This is a genomic window from Burkholderia sp. HI2714 (genome assembly GCF_002223085.1).
Classification (GTDB): domain Bacteria; phylum Pseudomonadota; class Gammaproteobacteria; order Burkholderiales; family Burkholderiaceae; genus Burkholderia; species Burkholderia lata_D.
The window spans coordinates 41,827-63,869 of the sequence record NZ_NKFM01000055.1 but is presented as its reverse complement, the minus strand read 5'-3'; the positions used below and the strand labels follow the sequence as shown (position 1 = coordinate 63,869).

Sequence of the window (22,043 nt, the reverse complement as noted above, 5' to 3'; positions counted from 1 at the left end):
CCTGCCCGGCCGTACCGCATCCATCGATGCGATACGGCGTCGAGCGAAGCGACTTACTTCTCGTCGCCCTTGATCTGCGGCAGCGCCGACGCCTCACCCGGCGTCAGCAGCCCGACTTGCGAATACACGCGCAGCTTGTCGCGCGTATCGGTGATGTCGAGGTTGCGCATCGTCAGCTGGCCGATCCGGTCGCGCGGCGAGAACGTCGACGCCACCTTCTCCATCGACAGGCGTTCCGGCTGGTACGTGAGGTTCGGCGACTTCGTGCTCAGGATCGAGTAGTCGTTGCCGCGGCGCAGTTCGATCTTCACTTCGCCGGTGATCGCGCGTGCGACCCAGCGTTGTGCCGTTTCGCGCAGCATGATCGCCTGCGGGTCGAACCAGCGGCCCTGGTACAGCAGGCGGCCGAGGCGGCGGCCGTTCTCGCGATACTGCTCGATCGTGTCTTCGTTGTGGATGCCGGTGACGAGACGCTCGTACGCGATGTACAGCAGCGCGAGGCCCGGGGCTTCATAGATGCCGCGGCTCTTCGCCTCGATGATGCGGTTCTCGATCTGGTCGCTCATGCCGAGGCCGTGGCGGCCGCCGATGCGGTTCGCTTCCAGCAGCAGCTCGACCGGGTCGGTGAACTCGACACCGTTCAGCGCGACCGGCTGGCCGGCTTCGAAGCGCACCGTCACTTCTTCGGCGGCGATCTTCACGTCGTCGCGCCAGAACGCAACGCCCATGATCGGGTTCACGATCTTGATGCCGCTTTCGAGGCTTTCGAGATCCTTCGCTTCGTGCGTCGCGCCGAGCAGGTTCGAATCGGTCGAGTAGGCCTTCTCGGCCGACATCTTGTACGCGAAACCGGCCTGGTTCATGAATTCGGACATTTCGGCACGGCCGCCGAGCTCGTCGATGAATGTCTGGTCGAGCCACGGCTTGTAGATCTTCAGATCCGGGTTCACGAGCAGGCCGTAGCGGTAGAAACGCTCGATGTCGTTGCCCTTGTAAGTGCTGCCGTCGCCCCAGATGTTGACGCCGTCTTCCTTCATCGCGGCGACGAGCATCGTGCCCGTCACGGCGCGGCCGATCGGCGTGGTGTTGAAGTACGTGACGCCGGCCGTCGTGATGTGGAACGCGCCGCTTTGCAGCGCCGCGATGCCTTCGGCGACGAGCTGCGCGCGGCAGTCGATCAGGCGGGCGCCGGCTGCGCCGTATTCGATCGCGCGTTTCGGGATCGCGTCGTAATCGTCTTCGTCGGGCTGGCCGAGGTTCGCCGTGTATGCGTACGGGACGGCGCCCTTGAGTTTCATCCAGTGCAGTGCAGCGCTGGTGTCCAGGCCGCCGGAGAAGGCGATACCGACCTTCTGGCCGGTCGGGAGGCTTTCGAGAATCGTGCTCATAGGAATTACCGTGGATTGAAGCCGGTGGGATCGTATTTCGCGGAATATGCGAGTATCGGCTGTCCGGGAGGTTGGGGCAAGGGCTGATTTTCGCGCGGAACCGTCGTCGGGCCTGTCGCGGCGGGCCTGGCGGGTGGTTAACCGGGTGGAGAACACCGCACTCGCCGGTGCGACATCGCGGCAGAAACAGGCATCGACGAGCCCGGCCGCGGACCGTGTTTCCGGGGCCGGATCGGCTGACGGACGGGGCGGCCCGCCGTCAGGATGCCGATGTGCCGAGCCGAAAGGCATATGAAAGGCAGGCGCGCGAGGCGCGGATTCCCGCCGACGTCAGATGTTCCACGACTGCGCGGTGTCGAGCAGCTTTTCGCGCAACTGGTCGACTTCCCCGGCCAGCTTGGCCGTGATCGACACGTAGCCGGACAACTGCGGCGGCGGCGCGTCGTGCGGCACGTCCGTCGGCTGGCGGCGCGGCGAGAGCCGGCTCGGCGTGCCGAACTTGAGTGCGCGGCTCGCGCCGACCACCGTGTCGCGGATGCGCCGGTTCACCGCCTTCATTTCGATCCGCATGTATTCGCGGGCGGCCAGGTCGTCGCGGGCCGGTACCGCGCTCGACAGGATCTCCAGATAACCGATGCACAGGCGCAGGCCGCGCTGGATCGCCTCGAGCTGCGTGACCGGGATATCGCATTCCTTCGACACCGACGGCATCAACGAGCGCAACTGCACGAGCAGCGCGCTCAGCGCGGCCATTTCCTTCAGGTGCGCGTCGTCGCTGACCTGGCGGTCGCCCGCGAGCCGCGCATGCACGGCTGCGCACGCGCGCAGCGCGTCGGCGAGCTTGTAGCGCCACGAGTAAGTGGCATACAGCGGTAACGCGAACGAGAACGCCAGCGCGATCGCGATGCCGACCAGCACGTTCACCGCGCGCCACAGGCCGTCGACGATCTCGTTGTCGCCGTGCCCGGCGACGATCACCATCGTGATCGCCGACAGCAGCGCGATGTAGCCGGCCTTACCGATCGCGTGATACGCGCAGATACCGCACCCGACGGCCATCAGCAGGTAGATCGCGAACGGCGCGTGCAGGAACGAGTAGAGGAGGATCAGCCCGAGCCCGGCTAGCGCCCCGATCGACGTGCCGAGCGCGCGCTCGGCCGCCTTCTTGCGGATGTTGCCGTGGTGCTGCAGCCCGCCGACGACGATCAGCACGGTGATCGTCGACCACTCGCCGTGCGGCACGTTCAGGCCGGTGGACAGCGCGATCGACACGAGAATCGCGAGCGAGACGCGCGCCGCATGGATCAGCTTCGCGTGCCGGTAGCGGCGGTACGGGTCGAGCAGCGGGCGGAGCGCGTTGCGCAGGAGCGGCGGCAGCCGGGTAGGGAGCGGGGTGGTCATGGCGGAACGGGAGTGGCCGGAATGCGCACGGCGGCCTGCGCGGGCCGGCGCCGCGCCGCGTGCGCAGCAGAAGTCACGCTAACCGAACGCGGGAAACCTGTCCACCGCGCGGTCATCCGGCCCGGCCGGCCGCCGCGCGATTTCACGTCACGTCACGTCGATGTCATGCGCCGGCGGTGCTCGGCTGCGCCTCCAGCACGCGGTTGCGGCCGCCGGACTTCGCGCGGTACAGCGCCTCGTCGGCCCGCCGCAGCAGCGTCGCGGCGTTCACGCGGCCGTCGGTGGCGGTCGCCGCGCCGATGCTCGCCGTGACGCGCCCGTACGGGCTTTTCGCGTGCTCGATGTCGAGCGCCGCGATCGCGCGCCGGATGCCCTCGGCGACGGTCAGCGCGCCTTGCGCATCGGTGTCGGGCAGCGTGACGACGAATTCCTCGCCGCCGTAGCGCGCGACATGATCGCTGTCGCGGCGCAGGCAGCGCGATGCGGTTTGCGCGACGCGCCGCAGCACGTCGTCGCCGGCCGGATGGCCGTAATAGTCGTTGAATGCCTTGAAGTGATCGACGTCGACGAACAGCACCGACAGCGGGCGGCCGCTGCGCGACGCACGCTGCGCCTCCTTCGCGAGCACCGTGTCGAACGTGCCGCGATTGTCGAGCCCCGTCAGCGCATCGGTGTGCGCGAGCCGGTACAGCTTCGATTCGGCGACCTGGCGGCGCTTCAGTTCGCGCGACAGCGCCAGCGACCCCCACGCGATGAATCCGGTGAACAGGCACATCAGCACGACGGTCCAGATCGCGCGGTGGCGCCACGACGCATAGATGTCGATCTCGGCGGGCGCGACGTCGACGATCAGCGGCAGGGCGGCGAGATGCTTGTAAACATAGATGCGCCGGATGCCGTCGATCGCGCCGACCCCGGTCAGCGCGCCGTCGCGGGCGCGCTGCGATTCGATGAACAGCGGCGAGTTGTGCAGGTCGAGGCCGACCACGTGCGGGTCGTACGGCAGGCGCGACACGAGCGTGCCGTTGTCCTCGACGATCGCCGCGCTGCCGTGCTTGCCGACCGCCAGGCCGTCGAGCAGCGCGCGGAAGTAGTCGATGCTGAGCGTGCCGACGACGATGCCGGCGAAGGCGCCGTCGGGCCGGCTGATCCGGCGGCTGAGGGCGATCGTCAATGCGCCGCCGCGCAGCCGGGACGCATACGGCCGGCTGATGTAGAGGCCCTGGGCGAGCTGGTCGCGATGCACGGCGAAATAGTCGCGGTCGCCGAAATTGCCTTGCCGGGCGGGCGACGCGCTCGAATCGATCACGATATTGCCGTGCGCATCCATCACGAAGATCGACCCGAGATACTCGCCGGTCGCCGCGCGGTCGAACAGCAGCCGGTGGCGCTGGTGCGGGGGCAGCGTCGCCAGTTCAGGATCGGTAATGCCGTCGACGACGTTCTGCAGCGACAAATCGTAGAGCTCGATATTGCGCGCGATATCGCGTTCGATCAGCAGCATCAGGTTGCGTGCATTTTCGACCGCATGGTCGTATGCATCGCGCCGCGCCTCGATTAAAAGCGACGTGGAAAGCCCCCAGCTGAACATCAGCAGCACGATCCCCGCAACGAGTACGCCGCGGGGCGACAGAATGCGTGCCACGATCGACGCGGTATGGCGGCGCAGCGCGGCGGGCAGCGTGAATGACTTCATCCTCGATGGGGGCGGGCGGCGGATTTCGCGTCGTGGGCGATTCCGTACGCTGTTTATTTTGAATCGGGCCGCATTATCGCGCGAATTCCGGACATTCGCCTGCACATGCAAAACATGCATGCGGATACCGGCGATTCCAAACCATTACGCATCGTTACCGCTTGTCATGCGGGTGATTTGATTTGAATCAATCGTCGATATCGGTTGTATTGTCTGAATAATCCCGCGATTACCCGGCGATTATGCATGCCGGCGCGGTATCGGGCGGATTGCGACGGGACAGTGGCGAAACACCGGGCGGATCGGAGAATCAAATAACCATCCACGGCGCGGGGTTTTTGAGCCGACCGCGACGACGGCCCGCTCCGACGCGGCCAACCCCTTGATTCTGCAAAATCTCCGCGGCGGCGGCGGGCGGCTCCACCTGAGCTCTCCTCGTGACGAATCAGGTAGAATCCGCGCTTCGCCGCAGGCGCCCGCCGCGCAACGCGTATCGGGGCCGCATCGAATGCATCGCAGGACGCGCACCGCGCTCCGATTCCGCATGCGCCGGCTACGGATGCCGGCCCGCTCAACGTTCGTCTCGTTTATGTCCGCAATTCCGAAATCCGACCCATCCGGTTCGTCAGCGAACCCACCCAAGCTTCATCGCGCGCTGAAGGCGCGCCACCTGACGATGATCGCCATCGGCGGCTCGATCGGCACGGGCCTGTTCGTCGCGTCCGGCGCGTCGATCTCGCAGGCCGGCCCCGGCGGCGCGATGGTCGCGTACATGGCGATCGGCCTGATGGTCTATTTCCTGATGACGAGCCTCGGCGAAATGGCCGCGTTCATGCCGGTGTCGGGCTCGTTCGCGACCTACGGCGCGAAATACGTGGACGAAGGCTTCGGCTTCGCGCTCGGCTGGAACTACTGGTACAACTGGGCCGTGACGATCGCGGTGGAGCTGGTCGCCGCGCAGCTCGTGATGCATTACTGGTTTCCGGACGTGCCGGGCGTGTGGTGGAGCGCGGCGTTCCTCGGCGTGATGTTCCTGCTCAACGCGCTGACCGTGCGCGGCTTCGGTGAAGCGGAATACTGGTTCGCGCTGATCAAAGTCGTCACCGTGGTTGCGTTCATCGGCGTCGGCCTGCTGATGATCTTCGGCATTCTGAAGGGCGCGCCGAGCAATGGCTGGGGCAACCTGACGATCGGCGACGCACCGTTCGCGGGCGGCCTGCCGGCGCTGATGGGTGTCGCGATGATCGCCGGCTTCTCGTTCCAGGGCACCGAGCTGATCGGCGTCGCGGCCGGCGAATCGGAAAACCCGCGCACGACGATCCCGCGCGCGGTGCGCCAAGTGTTCTGGCGCATCCTGCTGTTCTACGTGTTCGCGATCTTCGTGATCGGCGTGCTGATTCCCTATACCGACCCGAACCTGCTGAAGACGGACGTGACCGACATCGGCGTGAGCCCGTTCACGCTCGTGTTCCGCCACGCGGGCCTTGCGTTCGCGGCCGGCGTGATGAACGCGGTGATCCTGACGGCCGTGCTGTCGGCCGGCAACTCGGGCATGTACGCATCCACGCGGATGCTCTACAACCTCGCGACCGAAGGCCGTGCGCCGAAGATCTTCGCGAAGCTGTCGGCGGGCGGCGTGCCGCGCAACGCGCTGTACGCGACGACGGCCGTCGGCGCGTTGTGCTTCTTCACGTCGCTGTACGGCGACAAGACCGTGTATCTGTGGCTTCTGAACACGTCGGGGATGACCGGCTTCATCGCATGGCTCGGCATCGCGGTCAGCCACTACCGGTTCCGCAAGGGCTACGTGAAGCAGGGCTACGCGCTCGACCAGCTGCCGTACCAGTCGAAGTGGTTCCCGTTCGGCCCGCTGTTCGCGTTCGTGCTGTGCCTCGTGATCGCGCTTGGGCAGGACTATCAGGCGTTCCTCGCGAACCGGATCGACTGGGCGGGCGTCGCCGCGACCTACGTCGGCATTCCGCTGTTCCTCGTCGTGTGGCTCGGTTTCCGGTTCCTGAAGAAGAGCCACTTCGTGCGCTACGAAGACATGGAAATCGCGCCGTGGATCGCCGCGAGCCGCGGCGCGCAGCGGCAGCCGGTGGCGAACCGCGAAACCGCGGGTTGACGCGGGCGCGGCACGTGGTCGCGTGACGTACGACGAAAACGGGAAGCCTCGCGCTTCCCGTTTTTTTTGCCCGGCTTTTGCCTGCACGGGGTCAAAGCCGGTTATATTGCCCGACCCTACCGGGCCACGGCCCGGCCGGCGCGAGGCGCGCCGCGCGGATCGGCATCCGGCGCGCGCGACATGCGGCGGCCGGCGAAACGCCCGGCGTTTTCATCGTTCCATCCGGGCCGATACGGCCCGCGGAGCGCGCAACCCAGAGGAATCCATGAGCGCATCACCCGCCGAGCGGAAGGCCGGACCCGTTTCCATCGTGCGACTCGAAGCCGCGATCAATGCGTGGCGCGAAGTGTACCCGCCGGCGCCGGACGGCGAGGACGGCTACGCGCTCGACGCCGGCAGCAATTGCCTCGCCGAGCTGTACGGCACGATGATCTGCTACCAATTGCCGGACGTGCCGCTCGACTCGCTGAGCGACGCGCAGCGCGACGCGCTCTACGCGACCGAGGTGTGACGGACGGCGCGTCGCGCCGCCGTGTCGCGGCGGCGATCGAACAACGGGAAGCCCGCGGGCTTCCCGTTTTGCTTTGGGCGGCGCGGGGCCGCGCGCGTGGCGGTTTGCGCCGCCTGCGGTATCGTGACGACATCATCCGGCCCGGGTTGAACGCCGGATCGTTGCGCGGGAGGCATCGAACATGGAGTTGAGACACCTCCGCTACTTCGTCGCGGTCGCCGAAGAGCGGAATTTCACGCGGGCGGCCGAACGGCTGCATATCGCGCAGCCGCCGCTGAGCCGGCAGATCCAGCAGCTCGAGGAAGCGCTCGGCGTGCCGCTGTTCGAGCGCAATGCGCGGCCGCTGAAGCTGACCGATGCGGGCCGCTTCTTCTATTCGCACGCGGTGCAGCTGCTCGCGCAGACGACCGAACTCGAATCGATGACGAAGCGGGTCGGCAAGATCGAGCGCAGCATGTCGGTCGGCTTCGTCGGTTCGACGCTGTACGGGATGCTGCCGAAGATCATCCGGCGCTTTCGCAGCGAGTATCCGGCGGTCGAGCTGAGCCTGCACGAGATGTCGACGATGGACCAGATCAAGGCGCTGAAGGAAGGGCGCATCGACGTCGGGTTCGGGCGCATCCGCCACGAGGATCCGAGCGTGCGGCGCGTCGTGCTGCGCGAGGAGCGGATGATCGTCGCGCTGCCGGTCGGCCATGTGCTGGACAGCGCGAAGCCCGTGCTGTCGCTGCACGATCTCGTGAACGACACGCTGATCATCTTTCCGAAGGCGCCGCGCCCGAGCTATGCGGACCAGGTGCTCGCGGCCTTTCACGATCGCGCGTTGCAGCCGCGCAAGATCTACGAGACGCGCGAACTGCAGATCGCGCTCGGCCTCGTCGCGATGGGCGAGGGCGTGTCGGTCGTGCCGCAAAGCGTGTACGGGCTGAAGCGCGACGACATCAGCTACAAGCCGCTCGACGATCCGAACCTCGTGTCGCCGATCATCATGAGCATGCGGATGCTCGACGAATCGGAGGATCTCCGCGCGATGCAGGCGCTGATCTACCGGCTGTACGACGAGGCGCAGATGGAGTATCTGCCGCCGCAGCCCGAATGAACGCGCGGGCGGTGGGGGTTTGCTTGACGCTGCGTGCGGGGGCGGGCCAACATCGCAGGATCCGATACGGCCGCCGAGGGGCGGCCGCTTTCATGCAGACGACACACACATGACCGATATCCCGATCGAGGAGACAACCGTCGAGACGCCGCAAGGGCGCCTCTTTGCGAAACGCTGGCGCGGTGGGCCGAAGCAGCAAGCGGCGGGGGCGTCGAAGCACCACGCACCAATCGTCCTGCTGCACGATTCGCTCGGCTGCGTCGAACTGTGGCGCGACTTTCCCGCGCAGCTTGCGCGCGCCACGCAGCGCGACGTGATCGCCTACGATCGCCTCGGCTTCGGTCGTTCCGATCGCCATCCGGGCGCACTCGGCACGACGTTCGTGCGCGACGAGGCCGATCACGCGTTCGCGGCACTGCTCGAACAACTGGGCGTCGACGCGTTCGTCGCGTTCGGGCACAGCGTTGGCGGCGGAATGGCGGTCGGGTGTGCGGCCGCGCATCCGGCGCGTTGCCGCGCGCTCGTGACGATCGCCGCGCAGGCATTCGTCGAGGATCGCACGCTGGCCGGCATCCGCGACGCGGGGCAGCAGTTCGACGAACCGGGCCAGCTCGACCGGCTCGCGCGCTATCACGGCGACAAGGCCGAGTGGGTGCTGCGCGCGTGGGTCGACACGTGGCTGTCGCCGGCTTTTCGCGACTGGAATCTCGACGACGACTTGCCGCGCGTGCAATGCGCGACGCTCGCAATTCACGGCGAAGACGACGAATACGGGTCCGACGTGCATCCGAAGCGGATCGCCGCGCGCGTCGCGGGGCCGTCGTCGTTCCTGTTGCTCGCACGCTGCGGACACATGCCGCACCGTGAGCGCACGGACGACGTGCTGGCCGCCGTCGCGACGTTGCTGCGCGACGCGCGCGCCTGAGCGCTGCAGCCACCGGCGGGCAGGCGCCCGCCGGCCATCAGAACGCGAGCTGGATGGCGAGGTCGATCGCGAGCACGGCGATCGAGAGGCCGATCCCGAGGACCACGTTCGGCAGCCGGTGCTCGAAGTCGCGATTGTCGCGACGCATCGCGGCGCCGAGCAGGAAGATCGCCTCGACGACGATCTGCAGTCCGACGAACAGCAGCATCAGCAGATACTCGTAACCCATCTGCTTGAACGCGGCGAATTGCATCCCGTGATCGCGGATCCATTGGCCGACGCGCAGCAGTTCGTAGACGAACAGCAACGCAGGGAACAGGTAACTGATGATGTAGGTCGGCGCGGTGGCGTGCCGTAGTTCGAGGTGGAAGTGCTGATGCGTGGTTGCCATCACGAATCCCTCCTTGCAACGCATGATTGCGGTCGCGACGGCGGCGCGACAACGTGCAAACGAAGGGATTACCCGAGGCGTCGTGCGCGGCCGTACGACGTCAGCATACTGCTGCACGGGAAATTTGGCATGCGATGCGTGCGTTCGTCGTAAAAATGCATCTGTGCCGCGCGACGCGTTCGTCTCGTCGTATTCGCCGGAAACGCCGCGTCGACCGTCTCCGTGGCGCTCGCACCCGGCGAGCGCCCGACCAGCCACGGCCATCGCTCACCGCGCACGGTGCCGCTCAGCCTTTCGCTTCCGCGCCTTCGACGAACAGCGTCGCGATCGCCTGGAACTCCCGTTTCAGCGACAGCCCCGGCACGGTCAGCCAGCGCAGCATCGCCGCGAGATACAGGTGATGGAACCACGTCGCGAGCTGGTCGGCCCGCAGCGTGCCGTTCAGTTCGCCGGATTGCTGCCCGGCCGCGATCAGTTGCTGCCACACGCGCGTGATATCGCTGCCGTTTTCCCCACCGCTTGCCGGTTCGACCGCGTCGATGCTCAGGAAGCGATGGCGCAGATACGCGAGCAGGTAAGCGGGATGCTGCTCGCACCACGCAGCCGACGCATCGAGCACGCAGCCGATGCGTGACGCGAAGGTCTTGCGCCGCGCGACGTCGCGCTGCAGATGCGCGAGATCGCGTGCGAGTTCACCCTCGAGCCAGTGCGCGAGCACGGCTTCCTTCGTTGCAAAGTGGTTGTACAGCGTGCGCTTCGCGACATCGGCCTGCGCGGCGATCTGTTCCATCGTGACGGCTTCATAGCCGTGCGCGTCGAACAGGCGTGCACCGGTGGCGGCGAGATGCGCGAGCATCTGGATGCGCTTGCGTGCGCGGCGGCCCGGATCGTCGGTCGGAGTCGTCATGGCGGGGGATTGACTGAAAGTGCACAAGTTGCATTAGTATACGACGTGCATTTTTTTGAATCCACCCGTTCCAGCCGGGTACGAGGAGTCACGCATGAAACTCGTCATCGCCACCTACGGCACCGAAGGCGACACGCGCCCGCTTGCGGCGCTCGGCCGTGCGCTGATCGATGCCGGCCACGATGTCCGGCTGCTGGCCGATGCGGCGACGCTCGGGTCGGCCGCGGTGCTGGGCGTACCGTCGGCGTCGTTGTCCGGCGACATCCGCCGGGCGATTGCGCCGGATGGCGCATTGGCCGATGCGGTGCGCGGGCGCGGCGGTTTCAATGACACGTCGAAGGCGCTCGCGGCGATCGCCAATGCGAACACGGCTGCGTGGATGCGCGAAATCGCGGATGCGTCGGCAGGCTGCGACGCGATTCTCGTGTCGGGGCTCGCATCGTTCGTCGGCTTGTCGGTCGCCGAGTATCGCGGCGTGCCGGCGATCGGCACCGGCATGATCCCGATCACGCCCACCACCGAATTCGCGTCGCCGTTCCTGCCGCCGGGGAAGTTGCCGCGCTGGCTGAATCGCGCGAGCCACCGGTTCGTGAACGCGCTGTTGTGGCAGGCGTTCAGGAAGGCGACGAATGCGGCACGAGCGAGCGTGTGCGGGTTGCCGCCGCGCAAGCATGTGTGGACCGATCATCCGATGCTGTACGGCGTATCGTCGGCGCTGCTGTCCGGCCTGGGCGACTGGCCGTCGAATGTACAGGCGTGCGGCCAGTGGCGGATCGATGCGCATGCCTGGGCGCCGCCGCCTGACCTCTCGACCTTTCTCGAAGCGGGCGATCCGCCCGTGTACGTCGGCTTCGGCAGCATGGCCGGCTTCGATCGCGCCGCGATGATCGATGCGTTGACGCGTGCGCTCGCCGGCCGGCGCGCGCTGTTTTATCCGGGCTGGAGCGGCATCGACGCGTCGATGCTGCCCGCACATGTTCACCTGATCGGCGATACGCCGCATGACTGGCTGTTCCCGCGCGTATCGACGGCGATCCATCACGGTGGATCGGGCACCACGCATTCGACGGCGCGGGCCGGCATTCCGTCGGTGGTCGTGCCGTTCGCGGGCGATCAGTTCTTCTGGGCGAACCGGCTGCACAGGCTCGGCGTGGCGGATGCGCCGGTGCCGGGGCGACGCGTGGACGCCGCCGCACTGGCGCGGGCCATCGCGTTTGCCGAACGGGACGAAACGAAGGCGCGCGCGATCGAACTCGGCGCGCGTATCGCGCAAGAAGAAGGGTTGAAGCGAGCCGTCAGCGCAATCGAGCGATGGGGACAGCCGCGCGCGCGGTAAGCCCGCGCATCCACCTCAGAAATGCCCGGTGAACCGGTAACGGCTGCCCGGGTGCCACAGATTGGCGACCGACGCGACCATCCCCTGCGACCACGTGCGCCGATGCAGCAACAGGCACGGCTCGCGGTCGTCCATCGTCAGGTGGCGGCGCGTTTCGGCGTCGGGCATCGCGGCCTCGATCCGGTATTCGACGCGCTGCAGCGGCGCGACGCGCGTCAGGTACTGGTTCGGCGTCGTCGTCGTGAAGTCCTGCAACGCGTATTCGGGCGCGCAGGCCGGATTGACCCAGCGCTCCTCGAGCTGCACCGGCGTGTCGTTCTCGAAGTGCAGCACGCGCGAATGGAAGATCGGGCTGCCCGTGTCGATCTGCAGCTCGTCGGCGAGCTTCGCATCGGCGACGGCCGCGCCGACCTGCAGCACCTGCGCGCGATAGCCGTGGCCGCGCGCGGCGACTTCGTCCGAGATGCTGCGGATCGCGACGAGCGTCGATTCGTACTTCGGCGACGCGACGTACGTGCCGGAGCCGCGCGTGCGCGTGAGCACCTGCTCGGCGGTCAACTCGCGCAGCGCGCGGTTGACGGTCATCCGCGCGACGTTGAATTCGCGCGCGAGCTCGTTCTCCGACGGCACCTGGTCGCCTTCCGCCCATTCGCCGGCATGAATGCGCGCGAGGATGAAGTCCTTGATTTCCTGATAGATCGGTGTGGTCATGGGATCACGATTCCAGAGTCGGCAGCGGCCCGCCGCCGAATGCCGATCCGGCGCGCGCCCGGCGCCGAGTGTACCGGTTTCGCGGACACGCGGGCCCGGATTTCCCGAATGATCCCTGTTCGGCCGGCGCGCGTCCATGCGGGATTGCACAGAGCGGCCGGCCTTGGGCGGCTGGCGTGCGGTCAGAACCGATGCCGGATGCCCACCGTCCCGACCACCTGCGTGTTGGTCGACGAAGCCGCGAGCCCCGTGACGTTCGCGAAGCCGAGCGTCGCGCCCGCCGGCACGCCGAACTGGTGCTGGTAGACGGTTTCCGCGTACACGTCGGTGCGCTTGCTCAGCGCGTAGTCGGCCATCAGCGTCACCTGGTGCCATTTCGGCCGATGGCTGCCGGTTGCGTCGTCGTAGCGGCCGTTGGTGAACGTATAGGCGCCCGCGAACGAGACGGCCGGCGTCAGCGCATAGCGCGCGTTGACCTCGAAGTTGTCGAAGCGCAGCGCATTCAGCGCGCCGGGCAGCGACGACGCGGCCGTTTCGTCGAACATCGAATGCGTCCACAGTGCGCCGACCGTCAGCTGGTCGAACGCGTAGCTGCCGCCCGCGCCCATCACGCGCTGGCGCACGGCCGGGAAGTTCGGCCCGTCGTTGGTCGACAGTGCACTGCCGGCCGTCAGCCCGCCGCGGTTGAGCTGCAGGTACGCGGCGCCGAGGCTGACCGGCCCGTTCGCATACGACACGCCCGCGCTGTATGCGCGGTTGTTCGCGAAGCCGCCGGCCGCGTTGCTGAACCCGTACAGGCCACCGAACTGCCAGCCGGCGAGCGTCGGGCTCGTGTATTTCACCGCGTTGTCGATGTAGAACGAATCGTCGATGTTGTCGTTGTCGAACGGATGCGACGCGAGGTTGTTGCCGTCGCCGTTGTTTGCCATCGCGAGCGGGCCGAGGTAGTCGACCACGGCGTCGTATTGGCGGCCTAGCGTCAGCGCGCCGTACTGGTCGCTTTGCAGGCCGACGTACGCGCGGCGGCCGAACATCGTGTTCTTGTAGGACTGCGTGCCGTTGTTCAGGTTGAAGCCGTTTTCGAGGCGGAACAGCGCATGCAGGCCGCCGCCGAGATCCTCGTTGCCGCTCAGGCCGAAGACCGTGTTCGACAGCAGGCCGCTGCCTTGCTGCCACGCGCTTTTACCCGACTGGTTGTTCGTATAGACGATACCCGCATCGAGCATCCCGTAGAGCGTGACGCTGCTTTGCGCATGCGCGGCGGCGCTGAGGAACGCGAGGGAGAGGGTACCGGCGACTGCTTTATTCATTGCGTGCTTCCTGGAAAGGCCCGTAGCGACGGGAACGACGATCCGGCGCGCGCACCGGCGGCGAGCGTGTGCGGCTCGTGATGAAGACGAACCGCACGCGTTCGCGTCGGCAACGCGCGTTCGAATCGATGAAAGGGGGAGCGGGCGCGTGACGCGTGTCACGCGCGGCCGCAATGGAGGCCGGCTAGTGCTGCAGCAGGCGGATCGTGCCGAATTCGGCGGCCGGCAGCAGGCGGAGGATCGACAGGATGGCGGGTGACGCCTGCGACCGCGCGACTTCGAGCTCGATGCATGCGCGCCCGGTGCGATTGTCGATCGCGGCCGTATAGAAGTTGAGCGCGGTGCCGACCGCCTGGTGCAGCAGGCGCCGCACGACGGCGAGGTTGTCCGATTCGACGCGGATCGACAGCAGCACGAGTTCGTCGGCAGCGCACCGGCGCCGCGAACGAACGGGCGGCAGATCGCGTGAGGCGGCGGTTTCGGTTCTGGTCGGTTTCATGCTGGCATCCCCGGGTCGGATCGTGCTCCGCACCGCGGAGATCTCGTCTTGGACATGTCGCCCATTCTAGGAATCGCGGTGAACATACGGTGTATAGACTCGTATTGGCCCTGAAAAGAACGCATAAAAACGCCATCGCCACCGGCTTTCGTCTTTACAGCTTTTTTACTCCGCGTAAGGAAATTGAACACCGCTTTGATACGCGGATTTCTACACTGTCGCATCCCATTCGCCAGATGAGCATGGGGGCGCCACACGGGCCCGCGCCGACACGGCAAGGCCCGATGCGCCGACGATCGCGCGGCGTTGCCGCGCATATGAAAAAGGGGAAAGCCATGTTGTGGATCACCGGCGCGTTGTCGCTCGCGCTCTTTATCTATCTGTTTCATGCGTTGATCAAACCCGAGCGGTATTGATCGGCGCGATTCAACAGGAATTCGAAAATATCGGTGAATGTCATGAGCGATCTGCTTTTCATCTTGTTCACGCTCGCGTTCTTTGCCTTGACGGCGGGTTTCATCACCGGCCTTGACCGGATCTGAGCGAGCGACGACATGTTCAACAATCTCATTCAATTCGCGATCGTTCTCGCGATCATGCTGGCGCTGGTGCCCGTCGTCGGGAAATGGCTCGCGCACGCCTTTACGAGCCCGCGCCATGCGTGGGTCGAACGCCGTACCTATGCGCTGCTCGGCGTGAATCCCGACGAAACGATGTCGTGGCAGCGCTACGGCATGGTGCTGCTGCTCAGCAATGCCGGGATGATGCTGCTCGGCTACCTGCTGCTGCGCATCCAGGACACGCTGCCGTTCGACGCGCTGCAGCGCGCGTCGCAAAGCCCCGACCTCGCGTTCAACACCGCCGCGTCGTTCATCACGAACACGAACTGGCAGGCGTATGCAGGCGAGAGCAGCCTGTCGAACTTCTCGCAGATGGCCGTCATCACGTTCCTGATGGTGGTCAGCGCGGCGACCGGCGTCGCGGCCGCGGGCGGCTTCATCCGCGGGCTGAGCCGCAAGAGCGCGGTGGACATCGGCAACTACTGGGTCGATTTCACGCGCGTGACCTATCGCGTGCTGCTGCCGCTCAGCTTCGTGATGGCGCTCGTGTACGTGTGGCAGGGCATGCCGCAGACGCTCGCGTCCGACGCATGGGCGACCACGCTCGAAGGCGCGCGCCAGCAGATCGTGATGGGGCCCGTGGCCAGCCTCGAATCGATCAAGCATATCGGCACGAACGGCGGCGGCTTCTTCAGCATGAACGCCGCGCATCCGTTCGAGAACCCGACGCCGCTCACCAACACGCTGCACATGCTGTCGATGCTGCTGATTCCGTCCGCGCTGACCTATGCGCTCGGCACGATGATCGGCCGGCGCCGCCAGGGCTGGGTGATCCTCGCCGCGTTCGTCGTGATGTTCGTCGGCTTCCTGGCCGTGATCTATTCGGCCGAGCAGCACGGCAATCCGCTCGTGACCGGGCTCGGCGTCGACCAGCAGATGAGCGCCACGCAGCCGGGCGGCAACATGGAAGGCAAGGAGATGCGCTTCGGCATCGCGCAGACGAGCCTGTTCGCCACCGTCACGACCGCCGCGACCACCGGTTCGGTCGACGCGATGCATGACTCGCTGACGCCGCTCGGCGGGCTCGTGCCGATCGCGCAGATGATGCTGAACAACGTGTTCGGCGGCGACGGCGTCGGGCTGATCAACCTGTTCACGTTCGCGATCCTCACGGTGTTCCTGGTCGGGATGATGATCGGGCGCACGCCGGAATTCCTCGGCAAGAAGATCGAGGCGCGCGAGATGAAGCTCGTGATGCTCGCGGTGCTCGCGCATCCGTTCAGCATCCTCGGCTTCACCGCCGTGGCGGCGATGCTGCACGCGACGATGGACAGCCTTGCGAACCTCGGTCCGCACGGCTTCAGCGAAGTGCTGTACGCGTACACGTCGGGCACGGCCAACAACGGCTCCGCGTTCGCGGGCCTGAACGCGAACACGCCGTTCTTCAACACGACGATCGGCTTCGCGATGCTGATCGGCCGCTACCTGACGCTGCTGCCGATGCTCGCGGTCGCCGGCAGTCTCGCCGCGAAGAAGAGCGTGCCGGAAAGCGCGGGCACGCTGTCCACGTCGACGGGCCTGTTCGCCGGCCTGCTGGTCTTCGTGATCCTGGTCGTCGGTGGCCTCACGTTCCTGCCGGCGCTCGCGCTCGGCCCGATCGTCGAGCACCTGATGATGTCGGGCGGCCAACTCTTCTGAGGAAAACATCATGATGCAAGGCAATCGCCAGGCAGCGGCCGCCGCCGCGCCGGCACCCGGTTCTTCGTTCGGCGCGGCGACGCGCGGCCTCGTGCGGCCCGTGATCGCGTCGTCGGTGCTGTTCATGCTCGTCACGGGTATCGCATATCCGCTGCTCACCACGGGCGTCGCGAACGTGCTGTTCCCGTCGCAGGCGCGCGGCAGTCTCGTGCAGCAGAACGGCACGACGGTCGGCTCGGCGGTGATCGGGCAGCAGTTCACGCGTGCCGGCTACTTCCACGGGCGGCCGAGCGCGACGGTCGGCACCGATCCAGCGAATCCGTCGAAGACGGTCGACCAGCCGTACAACGCGGCCGGCAGCGGCGCCAGCAACCAGGGTGCCACCAGCAAGAAGCTGCTCGCGGATATCGCGCTGCGTGTGCGCACCTACCGGCAGGAGAACGCGCTCGCCGCCGGCACGCCGGTGCCGGCGGATGCGGTGACCGCGTCGGCGTCCGGGCTCGATCCCGAGATCTCGGTCGCGAACGCGCGGCTGCAGGCGGCGCGGGTCGCGCAGGCGCGCGGCGTCGATGCCGCGCAGGTCACGGCGCTGGTCGACCGGATCGCGTTGCCGCGCCAGCTCGGCGTGCTCGGTGAACCGCGCGTGCGCGTGCTCGACCTGAACCTCGCGCTGGACCGCGCATTCGGCCACGCGGCCGGCGCGAAGCAATAGCAGGAACCACGGAGTCACTCATGTCCCATATCGAAACCCCGATCAATCCAGTGGCGATGCCGGCCGGCGGCGTGCTGCCGATGCGCTGGACGGCCGTGCTGCGCGAGGCGTTCCGCAAGCTCGCGCCGCGCGTGCAGTTGAAGAACCCCGTGATGTTCGTCGTGTATCTCGGCAGCATCGTCACGACCGTGCTGTGGTTGCAGGCGCTGACCGGCACGGGCGACGCGCCGGCCGGCTTCATCTTCGCGGTCGCATGCTGGCTGTGGTTCACCGTGCTGTTCGCGAATGCGGCCGAGGCGCTGGCCGAAGGGCGCGGCAAGGCGCAGGCCGATGCGCTGCGCGCGGCGCGCAAGCGCGTGTACGCGAAGGTGCTCGACGAGCCGAAGCAATTCGGCAGCACCAGCCATCGCGTGCCGAGCGACGAGCTTGCGGCCGGCAGCATCGTACTCGTCGAAGCCGGCGACACGATTCCGGCCGACGGCGAAGTGATCGACGGCGTCGCGTCGGTCGACGAATCGGCGATTACCGGCGAATCCGCGCCGGTGATCCGCGAGTCGGGCGGCGATTTCTCGTCGGTGACGGGCGGCACGCGCGTGCTGTCCGACTGGATCATCGTGAAGATCACCGCGCAACCTGGCGAAGCGTTCCTCGACCGGATGATCGCGATGGTCGAAGGCGCGAAGCGCGGCAAGACGCCGAACGAGGTCGCGCTGACGATCCTGCTCGTCGCGCTGACGATCATCTTCCTGCTCGTGTGCGTGACGCTGCTGCCGTTCTCGCAGTTCAGCGTGCTGCTGAACGCGTCGGGCACGGCGGTGAGCCTGACCGTGCTGATCGCGTTGCTCGTGTGCCTGATCCCGACGACGATCGGTGCGCTCCTGTCGGCGATCGGCATCGCGGGGATGAGCCGCATGATGCGCGCGAACGTGCTCGCGACGTCGGGCCGCGCGATCGAGGCGGCCGGTGACGTCGACGTGCTGCTGCTCGACAAGACCGGCACGATCACGCTCGGCAACCGCGAGGCCGTGCAGTTCCGGCCGGCGCCGGGCGTGGACGAGCGTGCGCTGGCCGAGGCCGCGCAACTGTCGTCGCTCGCCGACGAGACCCCGGAAGGGCGCTCGATCGTCGCGCTCGCGAAGCAGCGCTTCTCGCTGGACGTGGTCGCGACCGCCGGCAGCATCACGGTGCCGTTCAGCGCACGTACGCGGATGAGCGGCCTCGACGTCGGCGAGCGTCAGGTGCGCAAGGGCGCGGCGTCGGCGATCCGCGCACACGTCGATGCGCTCGGCGGCGTGTTTCCTCAGGCGGTCGAGACGGCGGTCAACGATATCGCGCGACGCGGCGGCACGCCGCTCGTCGTGGCCGACGGCGCCCGCGTGCTCGGTGCGATCGAACTGAAGGACATCGTCAAGCACGGGATCGCCGCGCGCTTCGCCGAGCTGCGCAAGGTCGGCGTGAAGACGGTGATGATCACCGGCGACAACCGGCTCACCGCGGCCGCGATCGCGGCGGAAGCCGGCGTCGACGACTACCTCGCCGAAGCGACGCCCGAGGACAAGCTGCGGCTGATCCGCGAGCACCAGGCGAAGGGCCATCTCGTCGCGATGACGGGCGACGGCACCAACGACGCGCCCGCGCTCGCGCAGGCCGACGTGGCCGTCGCGATGCACAGCGGCACGCAGGCGGCGAAGGAGGCGGCCAACATGGTCGACCTCGACAGCAACCCGACGAAGCTGATGCAGGTGGTCGAAGTCGGCAAGCAGATGATCATGACGCGCGGCGCGCTGACCACGTTCAGCGTCGCCAACGATCTCGCGAAGTATTTCGCGATCATCCCGGCCGCGTTCGTCGCGACGTACCCGGCGCTCGGCGCGCTGAACGTGATGGGGCTGCACAGTCCGACGTCGGCGATCCTGTCGGCGGTGATCTTCAATGCGCTGATCATCGTTGCGTTGATCCCGCTCGCGCTGAAAGGCGTGAAGTATCGCGCGGAGCAGGCCGAAAAGCTGCTGGGGCGCAACCTGCTGATCTATGGCGTGGGCGGGATCATCGCGCCGTTCATCGGCATCAAGCTGATCGACATGCTGTTGACGCCGTTTATCTGACCGAACGCGCCGTCGCGGCCCCGCTCACGCCTGCATGGCGTGCGCGGGGCCGTTCGGCGTTTCAATTGCCGGAAGCGATCATGGATGTGAATGTGAACGTGAGCGAAGCGAATCGACGGGCAACGGGGCCGCGGGACACCGCCGCCCGCCGCGGCGGGGACGGCGTGCGCCGTGACCGCTGGCGTGGCGTGCTGCGCGCGTGCGCGATGCTGGCCGACCGCATCGCGGGCGCGGGGCCCGATACGCGGCCGACGCTGGCCGTGCGCGAAGCGCGACCGCGCACGCACGTGTGGGTATCGCAATACGCGGTGCCGCTGCTGCTTGCCACGCTCGTGTGCGCGCTGGCGACGCTGGCGGCGAGCGCGCTGCTGCGCGTGTTCGACCTGTCGAACGTCGTGATGCTGTTCCTGATGACCGTCGTGCTGATCGCGCTGCGGCTCGGCCGGCTCGCCGGCGCGTGGGCCGCGTTCGTGTGCGTCGGCTGCTTCGACTTCTTCTTCGTCGAGCCGAGGCTGTCGTTCGCGGTGTCGGATACGCAGTACGTGTTCACGTTCGCGCTGATGCTGGCCGTCGCGCTCGCGATCGGCCAGCTCGCGGCGCGCCTGCGCGCGGAGGCGCGGGCCGCACGCGCGAACGAGAAGCGTTCGGCGGCGCTGGCCCGGGTCGCGCATGACCTGTCGGCGGCGATCGAGACCGAGCAGATCGCATCGATCTGCACCGGCACGATCGCGCCGCTGCTCGGCGTGCGCGTCGCACTCGTGCTGCCGGATGCGGACGACCATCTGATGCCGGCGCAGCACGCCCGGTTCGTCGAAGCACCGATTGCCCGCTGGGTCTACGAGAATGCACGTGGCGCCGGGTGCGGAATGCCGCCGTTCGAGCGCGCGGCCGCGCAGTACCTGCCGCTGAAGGCGCCGATGCGCGTGCGCGGCGTGCTCGTGCTGTTCGGCGACGCGCAGCCGGTCCCCACGGACCCCGACGATCGCCGCCTGATCGATGCGCTGTGCTCGTCGATCGCGATGGCGCTCGAACGCGTGCACTACGTCGGCGTCGCGCAGCACACGCTGGTCCGCATCGAAGGCGAGCGGCTGCGCAACGCGTTGCTCGCCGCGGTGTCGCACGACCTGAAGACGCCGCTGACCGCGATCCGCGGGCTGGCCGAGACGCTGGAGCGGCCCGAGCGGCTGGCCGACGGGCAGCCGGCCGCGCTCGCGCACGGCATCCGCAACCAGGCCGAGGCGCTGCACGGGCTCGTCGTGAACCTGCTCGACCTCGCGCGCATGCAGAGCGAGGGCGTGCGGCTGAATCGCGAGTGGCACATGCTCGACGAGATCGTCGGCAGCGCGCTCGCGCATTCGGCCGGCGTGCTGGCCGGCCGCGACGTGAGCACCGACTTGCCGGCCGACCTGCCGCTGATCGACGTCGACGCGCTGCTGATCGAGCGCGTGCTGATGAACCTGCTCGACAACGCGTCGAAGTACGCGGGCACGGACGCGGCCGTGGCGGTGCGGGCGCGCGTGTTCGGCGAAACGCTGTACGTATTCGTCGAGGACGACGGGCCCGGCTTCATCGCGCGCAACACCGAGCCGCTGTTCGAGCCGTTCGAGCGCGAACGCAAGGAATCGTCGATCAGCGGCGTGGGGCTCGGGCTCGCGCTGTGCCGCAGCATCGTCAACGCGCACGGCGGCTCGATCCGCGCGGTGCCGCTCGATCCGCACGGCGCGCGGTTCGAGATTCGCCTGCCACTGGGCGCGCCGCCCGATATCGAACACGAGAGCCGGACATGATCAGATCGCGCGTACTTATCGTCGAGGACGAATCGGACATCCGCCGTTTCGTGCGGATGGCGCTGGAACAGGAGGGGCTCGACACCTGCGAGGCATCGACGGCCCGCGAGGCGCGGATGTATGCGTCGAGCAGCAAGCCCGATCTCGTGATCGTCGATCTCGGGCTGCCGGACGACGACGGCAAGACCTTCATCCGCGAGCTGCGCGAGTGGTCGACGGTGCCGGTGATCGTGCTGTCGGCGCGGCAGCAGGAAGTGGAGAAGGTCGCGGCGCTCGATGCGGGCGCGGACGATTACCTGCCGAAGCCGTTCGGCGTGCCCGAACTGCTCGCGCGGGCACGCGCGCAGTTGCGGCGCGCGGCGTTCGTATCGGCCGACGGGCAATCGTCGTCGATCGTGCGGTTCGGCGACGTGACCGTCGATCTCGGCAAGCACGAAGTCGCGCGCGGCGGCGAGCCGGTCCACCTGACGCGTCTCGAATTCCGGCTGCTCGCCGCGCTGATTCGCGCGCGGGGCGGCGTGATCGCCGCGCGGCAATTGCTGGCGGAGGTGTGGGGCATCCATGATGCCGACCGCGCGCATTACGTGCGCGTGTACATGACGAACCTGCGGCAGAAGCTCGAACCGGTGCCGGCGCGCCCGCGGCACCTGCTGACGGAATTGCAGTTCGGCTACCGGGTGGTCGGTCTGGAAACGGTCGGGATGGCGGACGGGCCGCGCGGTGCGGCGTAGCCAGGTCTAGACAAGTGAAAGCCGGCTCACGGCGGCGTGCGACCGTCTGGAGAAAGCTGTTGTTTAGTTTTTTGTAATTCGTAATTAATTGAAGATAAAGGAAAATTCACATTCGTTAAACAATCCGCCGACAACTAGAGATAAACACGGA

The 22,043-nt window shown here is 67.3% G+C and carries 19 protein-coding genes; 11 read left to right on the top strand and 8 right to left on the bottom strand.

From position 1 onward, the window contains the following. Positions 1–53: 53 nt before the first annotated feature. From argG to CFB82_RS29655, 3 genes are all read right to left on the bottom strand, one after another. On the bottom strand, positions 54–1,388 hold the full coding sequence (gene argG, locus CFB82_RS29665; RefSeq protein ID WP_069250949.1) for an argininosuccinate synthase: 1,335 nt from the start codon (positions 1,386–1,388) through the stop codon (positions 54–56). A gap of 330 nt (positions 1,389–1,718) precedes the next feature. Continuing rightward, a complete protein-coding gene (locus tag CFB82_RS29660) occupies positions 1,719–2,789 on the bottom strand; it encodes an FUSC family protein (protein ID WP_089486351.1) in 1,071 nt (356 codons plus the stop codon). 163 nt (positions 2,790–2,952) lie between these two features. After that, on the bottom strand, positions 2,953–4,485 hold the full coding sequence (locus CFB82_RS29655; protein WP_089486350.1) for a GGDEF domain-containing protein: 1,533 nt from the start codon (positions 4,483–4,485) through the stop codon (positions 2,953–2,955). Positions 4,486–5,074: 589 nt separating this feature from the next. Between CFB82_RS29655 and CFB82_RS29650 the strand changes: the two genes are divergently transcribed. The 4 genes from CFB82_RS29650 (at position 5,075) to CFB82_RS29635 (ending at position 9,145) form a co-directional block, all read left to right on the top strand. Next, positions 5,075–6,610, top strand: a complete 1,536-nt coding sequence (locus CFB82_RS29650) for an amino acid permease (RefSeq protein WP_089486349.1) — start codon at positions 5,075–5,077, stop codon at positions 6,608–6,610. Between the two features lie 265 nt (positions 6,611–6,875). Next, a complete protein-coding gene (locus CFB82_RS29645) occupies positions 6,876–7,121 on the top strand; it encodes a DUF3717 domain-containing protein (protein ID WP_043178075.1) in 246 nt (81 codons plus the stop codon). A 181-nt stretch (positions 7,122–7,302) separates the two neighbouring features. Further along, a complete protein-coding gene (locus CFB82_RS29640) occupies positions 7,303–8,220 on the top strand; it encodes a LysR family transcriptional regulator (RefSeq protein WP_069250953.1) in 918 nt (305 codons plus the stop codon). Between the two features lie 109 nt (positions 8,221–8,329). Then, positions 8,330–9,145, top strand: coding sequence for an alpha/beta fold hydrolase (locus CFB82_RS29635; RefSeq protein WP_089486348.1), 816 nt, complete (start codon positions 8,330–8,332; stop codon positions 9,143–9,145). Positions 9,146–9,182: 37 nt separating this feature from the next. Here the strand turns inward: CFB82_RS29635 and CFB82_RS29630 are convergent, their stop codons facing one another. Together CFB82_RS29630 and CFB82_RS29620 are read right to left on the bottom strand one after the other, a co-directional pair. Next, positions 9,183–9,536, bottom strand: coding sequence for a hypothetical protein (locus CFB82_RS29630; RefSeq protein WP_089486347.1), 354 nt, complete (start codon positions 9,534–9,536; stop codon positions 9,183–9,185). 286 nt (positions 9,537–9,822) lie between these two features. Further along, positions 9,823–10,443, bottom strand: a complete 621-nt coding sequence (locus CFB82_RS29620; RefSeq protein ID WP_089486345.1) for a TetR/AcrR family transcriptional regulator — start codon at positions 10,441–10,443, stop codon at positions 9,823–9,825. A gap of 94 nt (positions 10,444–10,537) precedes the next feature. On the opposite strand from CFB82_RS29620, the gene CFB82_RS29615 reads away from it, so the two are divergent. Next, a complete protein-coding gene (locus CFB82_RS29615) occupies positions 10,538–11,779 on the top strand; it encodes a glycosyltransferase (RefSeq protein ID WP_089486344.1) in 1,242 nt (413 codons plus the stop codon). A gap of 15 nt (positions 11,780–11,794) precedes the next feature. On the opposite strand, the gene hutC is transcribed toward CFB82_RS29615, so the two are convergent. The 3 genes from hutC to CFB82_RS29600 form a co-directional block, all read right to left on the bottom strand. Then, positions 11,795–12,490: a histidine utilization repressor gene (gene hutC / locus CFB82_RS29610; protein WP_089428141.1), complete on the bottom strand. Its 696-nt coding sequence runs from the start codon at positions 12,488–12,490 to the stop codon at positions 11,795–11,797. Between the two features lie 182 nt (positions 12,491–12,672). After that, a complete protein-coding gene (locus CFB82_RS29605) occupies positions 12,673–13,800 on the bottom strand; it encodes a porin (RefSeq protein ID WP_089486343.1) in 1,128 nt (375 codons plus the stop codon). A 184-nt stretch (positions 13,801–13,984) separates the two neighbouring features. Further along, positions 13,985–14,299, bottom strand: coding sequence for a hypothetical protein (locus CFB82_RS29600; protein ID WP_083266060.1), 315 nt, complete (start codon positions 14,297–14,299; stop codon positions 13,985–13,987). 89 nt (positions 14,300–14,388) lie between these two features. Between CFB82_RS29600 and kdpF the strand changes: the two genes are divergently transcribed. The 6 genes from kdpF to CFB82_RS29570 all read left to right on the top strand — a co-directional run bounded on the left by kdpF (position 14,389) and on the right by CFB82_RS29570 (position 21,892). Further along, a complete protein-coding gene (kdpF, locus tag CFB82_RS43745; RefSeq protein WP_217481555.1) occupies positions 14,389–14,715 on the top strand; it encodes a K(+)-transporting ATPase subunit F in 327 nt (108 codons plus the stop codon). A gap of 138 nt (positions 14,716–14,853) precedes the next feature. Then, positions 14,854–16,557, top strand: a complete 1,704-nt coding sequence (gene kdpA / locus CFB82_RS29590) for a potassium-transporting ATPase subunit KdpA (protein WP_089486341.1) — start codon at positions 14,854–14,856, stop codon at positions 16,555–16,557. A 10-nt stretch (positions 16,558–16,567) separates the two neighbouring features. Continuing rightward, positions 16,568–17,269, top strand: coding sequence for a potassium-transporting ATPase subunit KdpC (gene kdpC / locus CFB82_RS29585; RefSeq protein WP_179255469.1), 702 nt, complete (start codon positions 16,568–16,570; stop codon positions 17,267–17,269). Positions 17,270–17,325: 56 nt separating this feature from the next. After that, positions 17,326–19,374, top strand: a complete 2,049-nt coding sequence (gene kdpB, locus CFB82_RS29580) for a potassium-transporting ATPase subunit KdpB (protein ID WP_089486340.1) — start codon at positions 17,326–17,328, stop codon at positions 19,372–19,374. An 80-nt stretch (positions 19,375–19,454) separates the two neighbouring features. Beyond that, positions 19,455–21,161: a DUF4118 domain-containing protein gene (locus CFB82_RS29575; protein ID WP_089486339.1), complete on the top strand. Its 1,707-nt coding sequence runs from the start codon at positions 19,455–19,457 to the stop codon at positions 21,159–21,161. After that, complete coding sequence (locus CFB82_RS29570) at positions 21,158–21,892, top strand: response regulator (RefSeq protein ID WP_089486338.1); 735 nt, start codon at positions 21,158–21,160, stop codon at positions 21,890–21,892. The genes CFB82_RS29575 and CFB82_RS29570 overlap by 4 nt, the downstream gene beginning before the upstream one ends. The last annotated feature ends 151 nt before the right edge of the window (positions 21,893–22,043 follow it).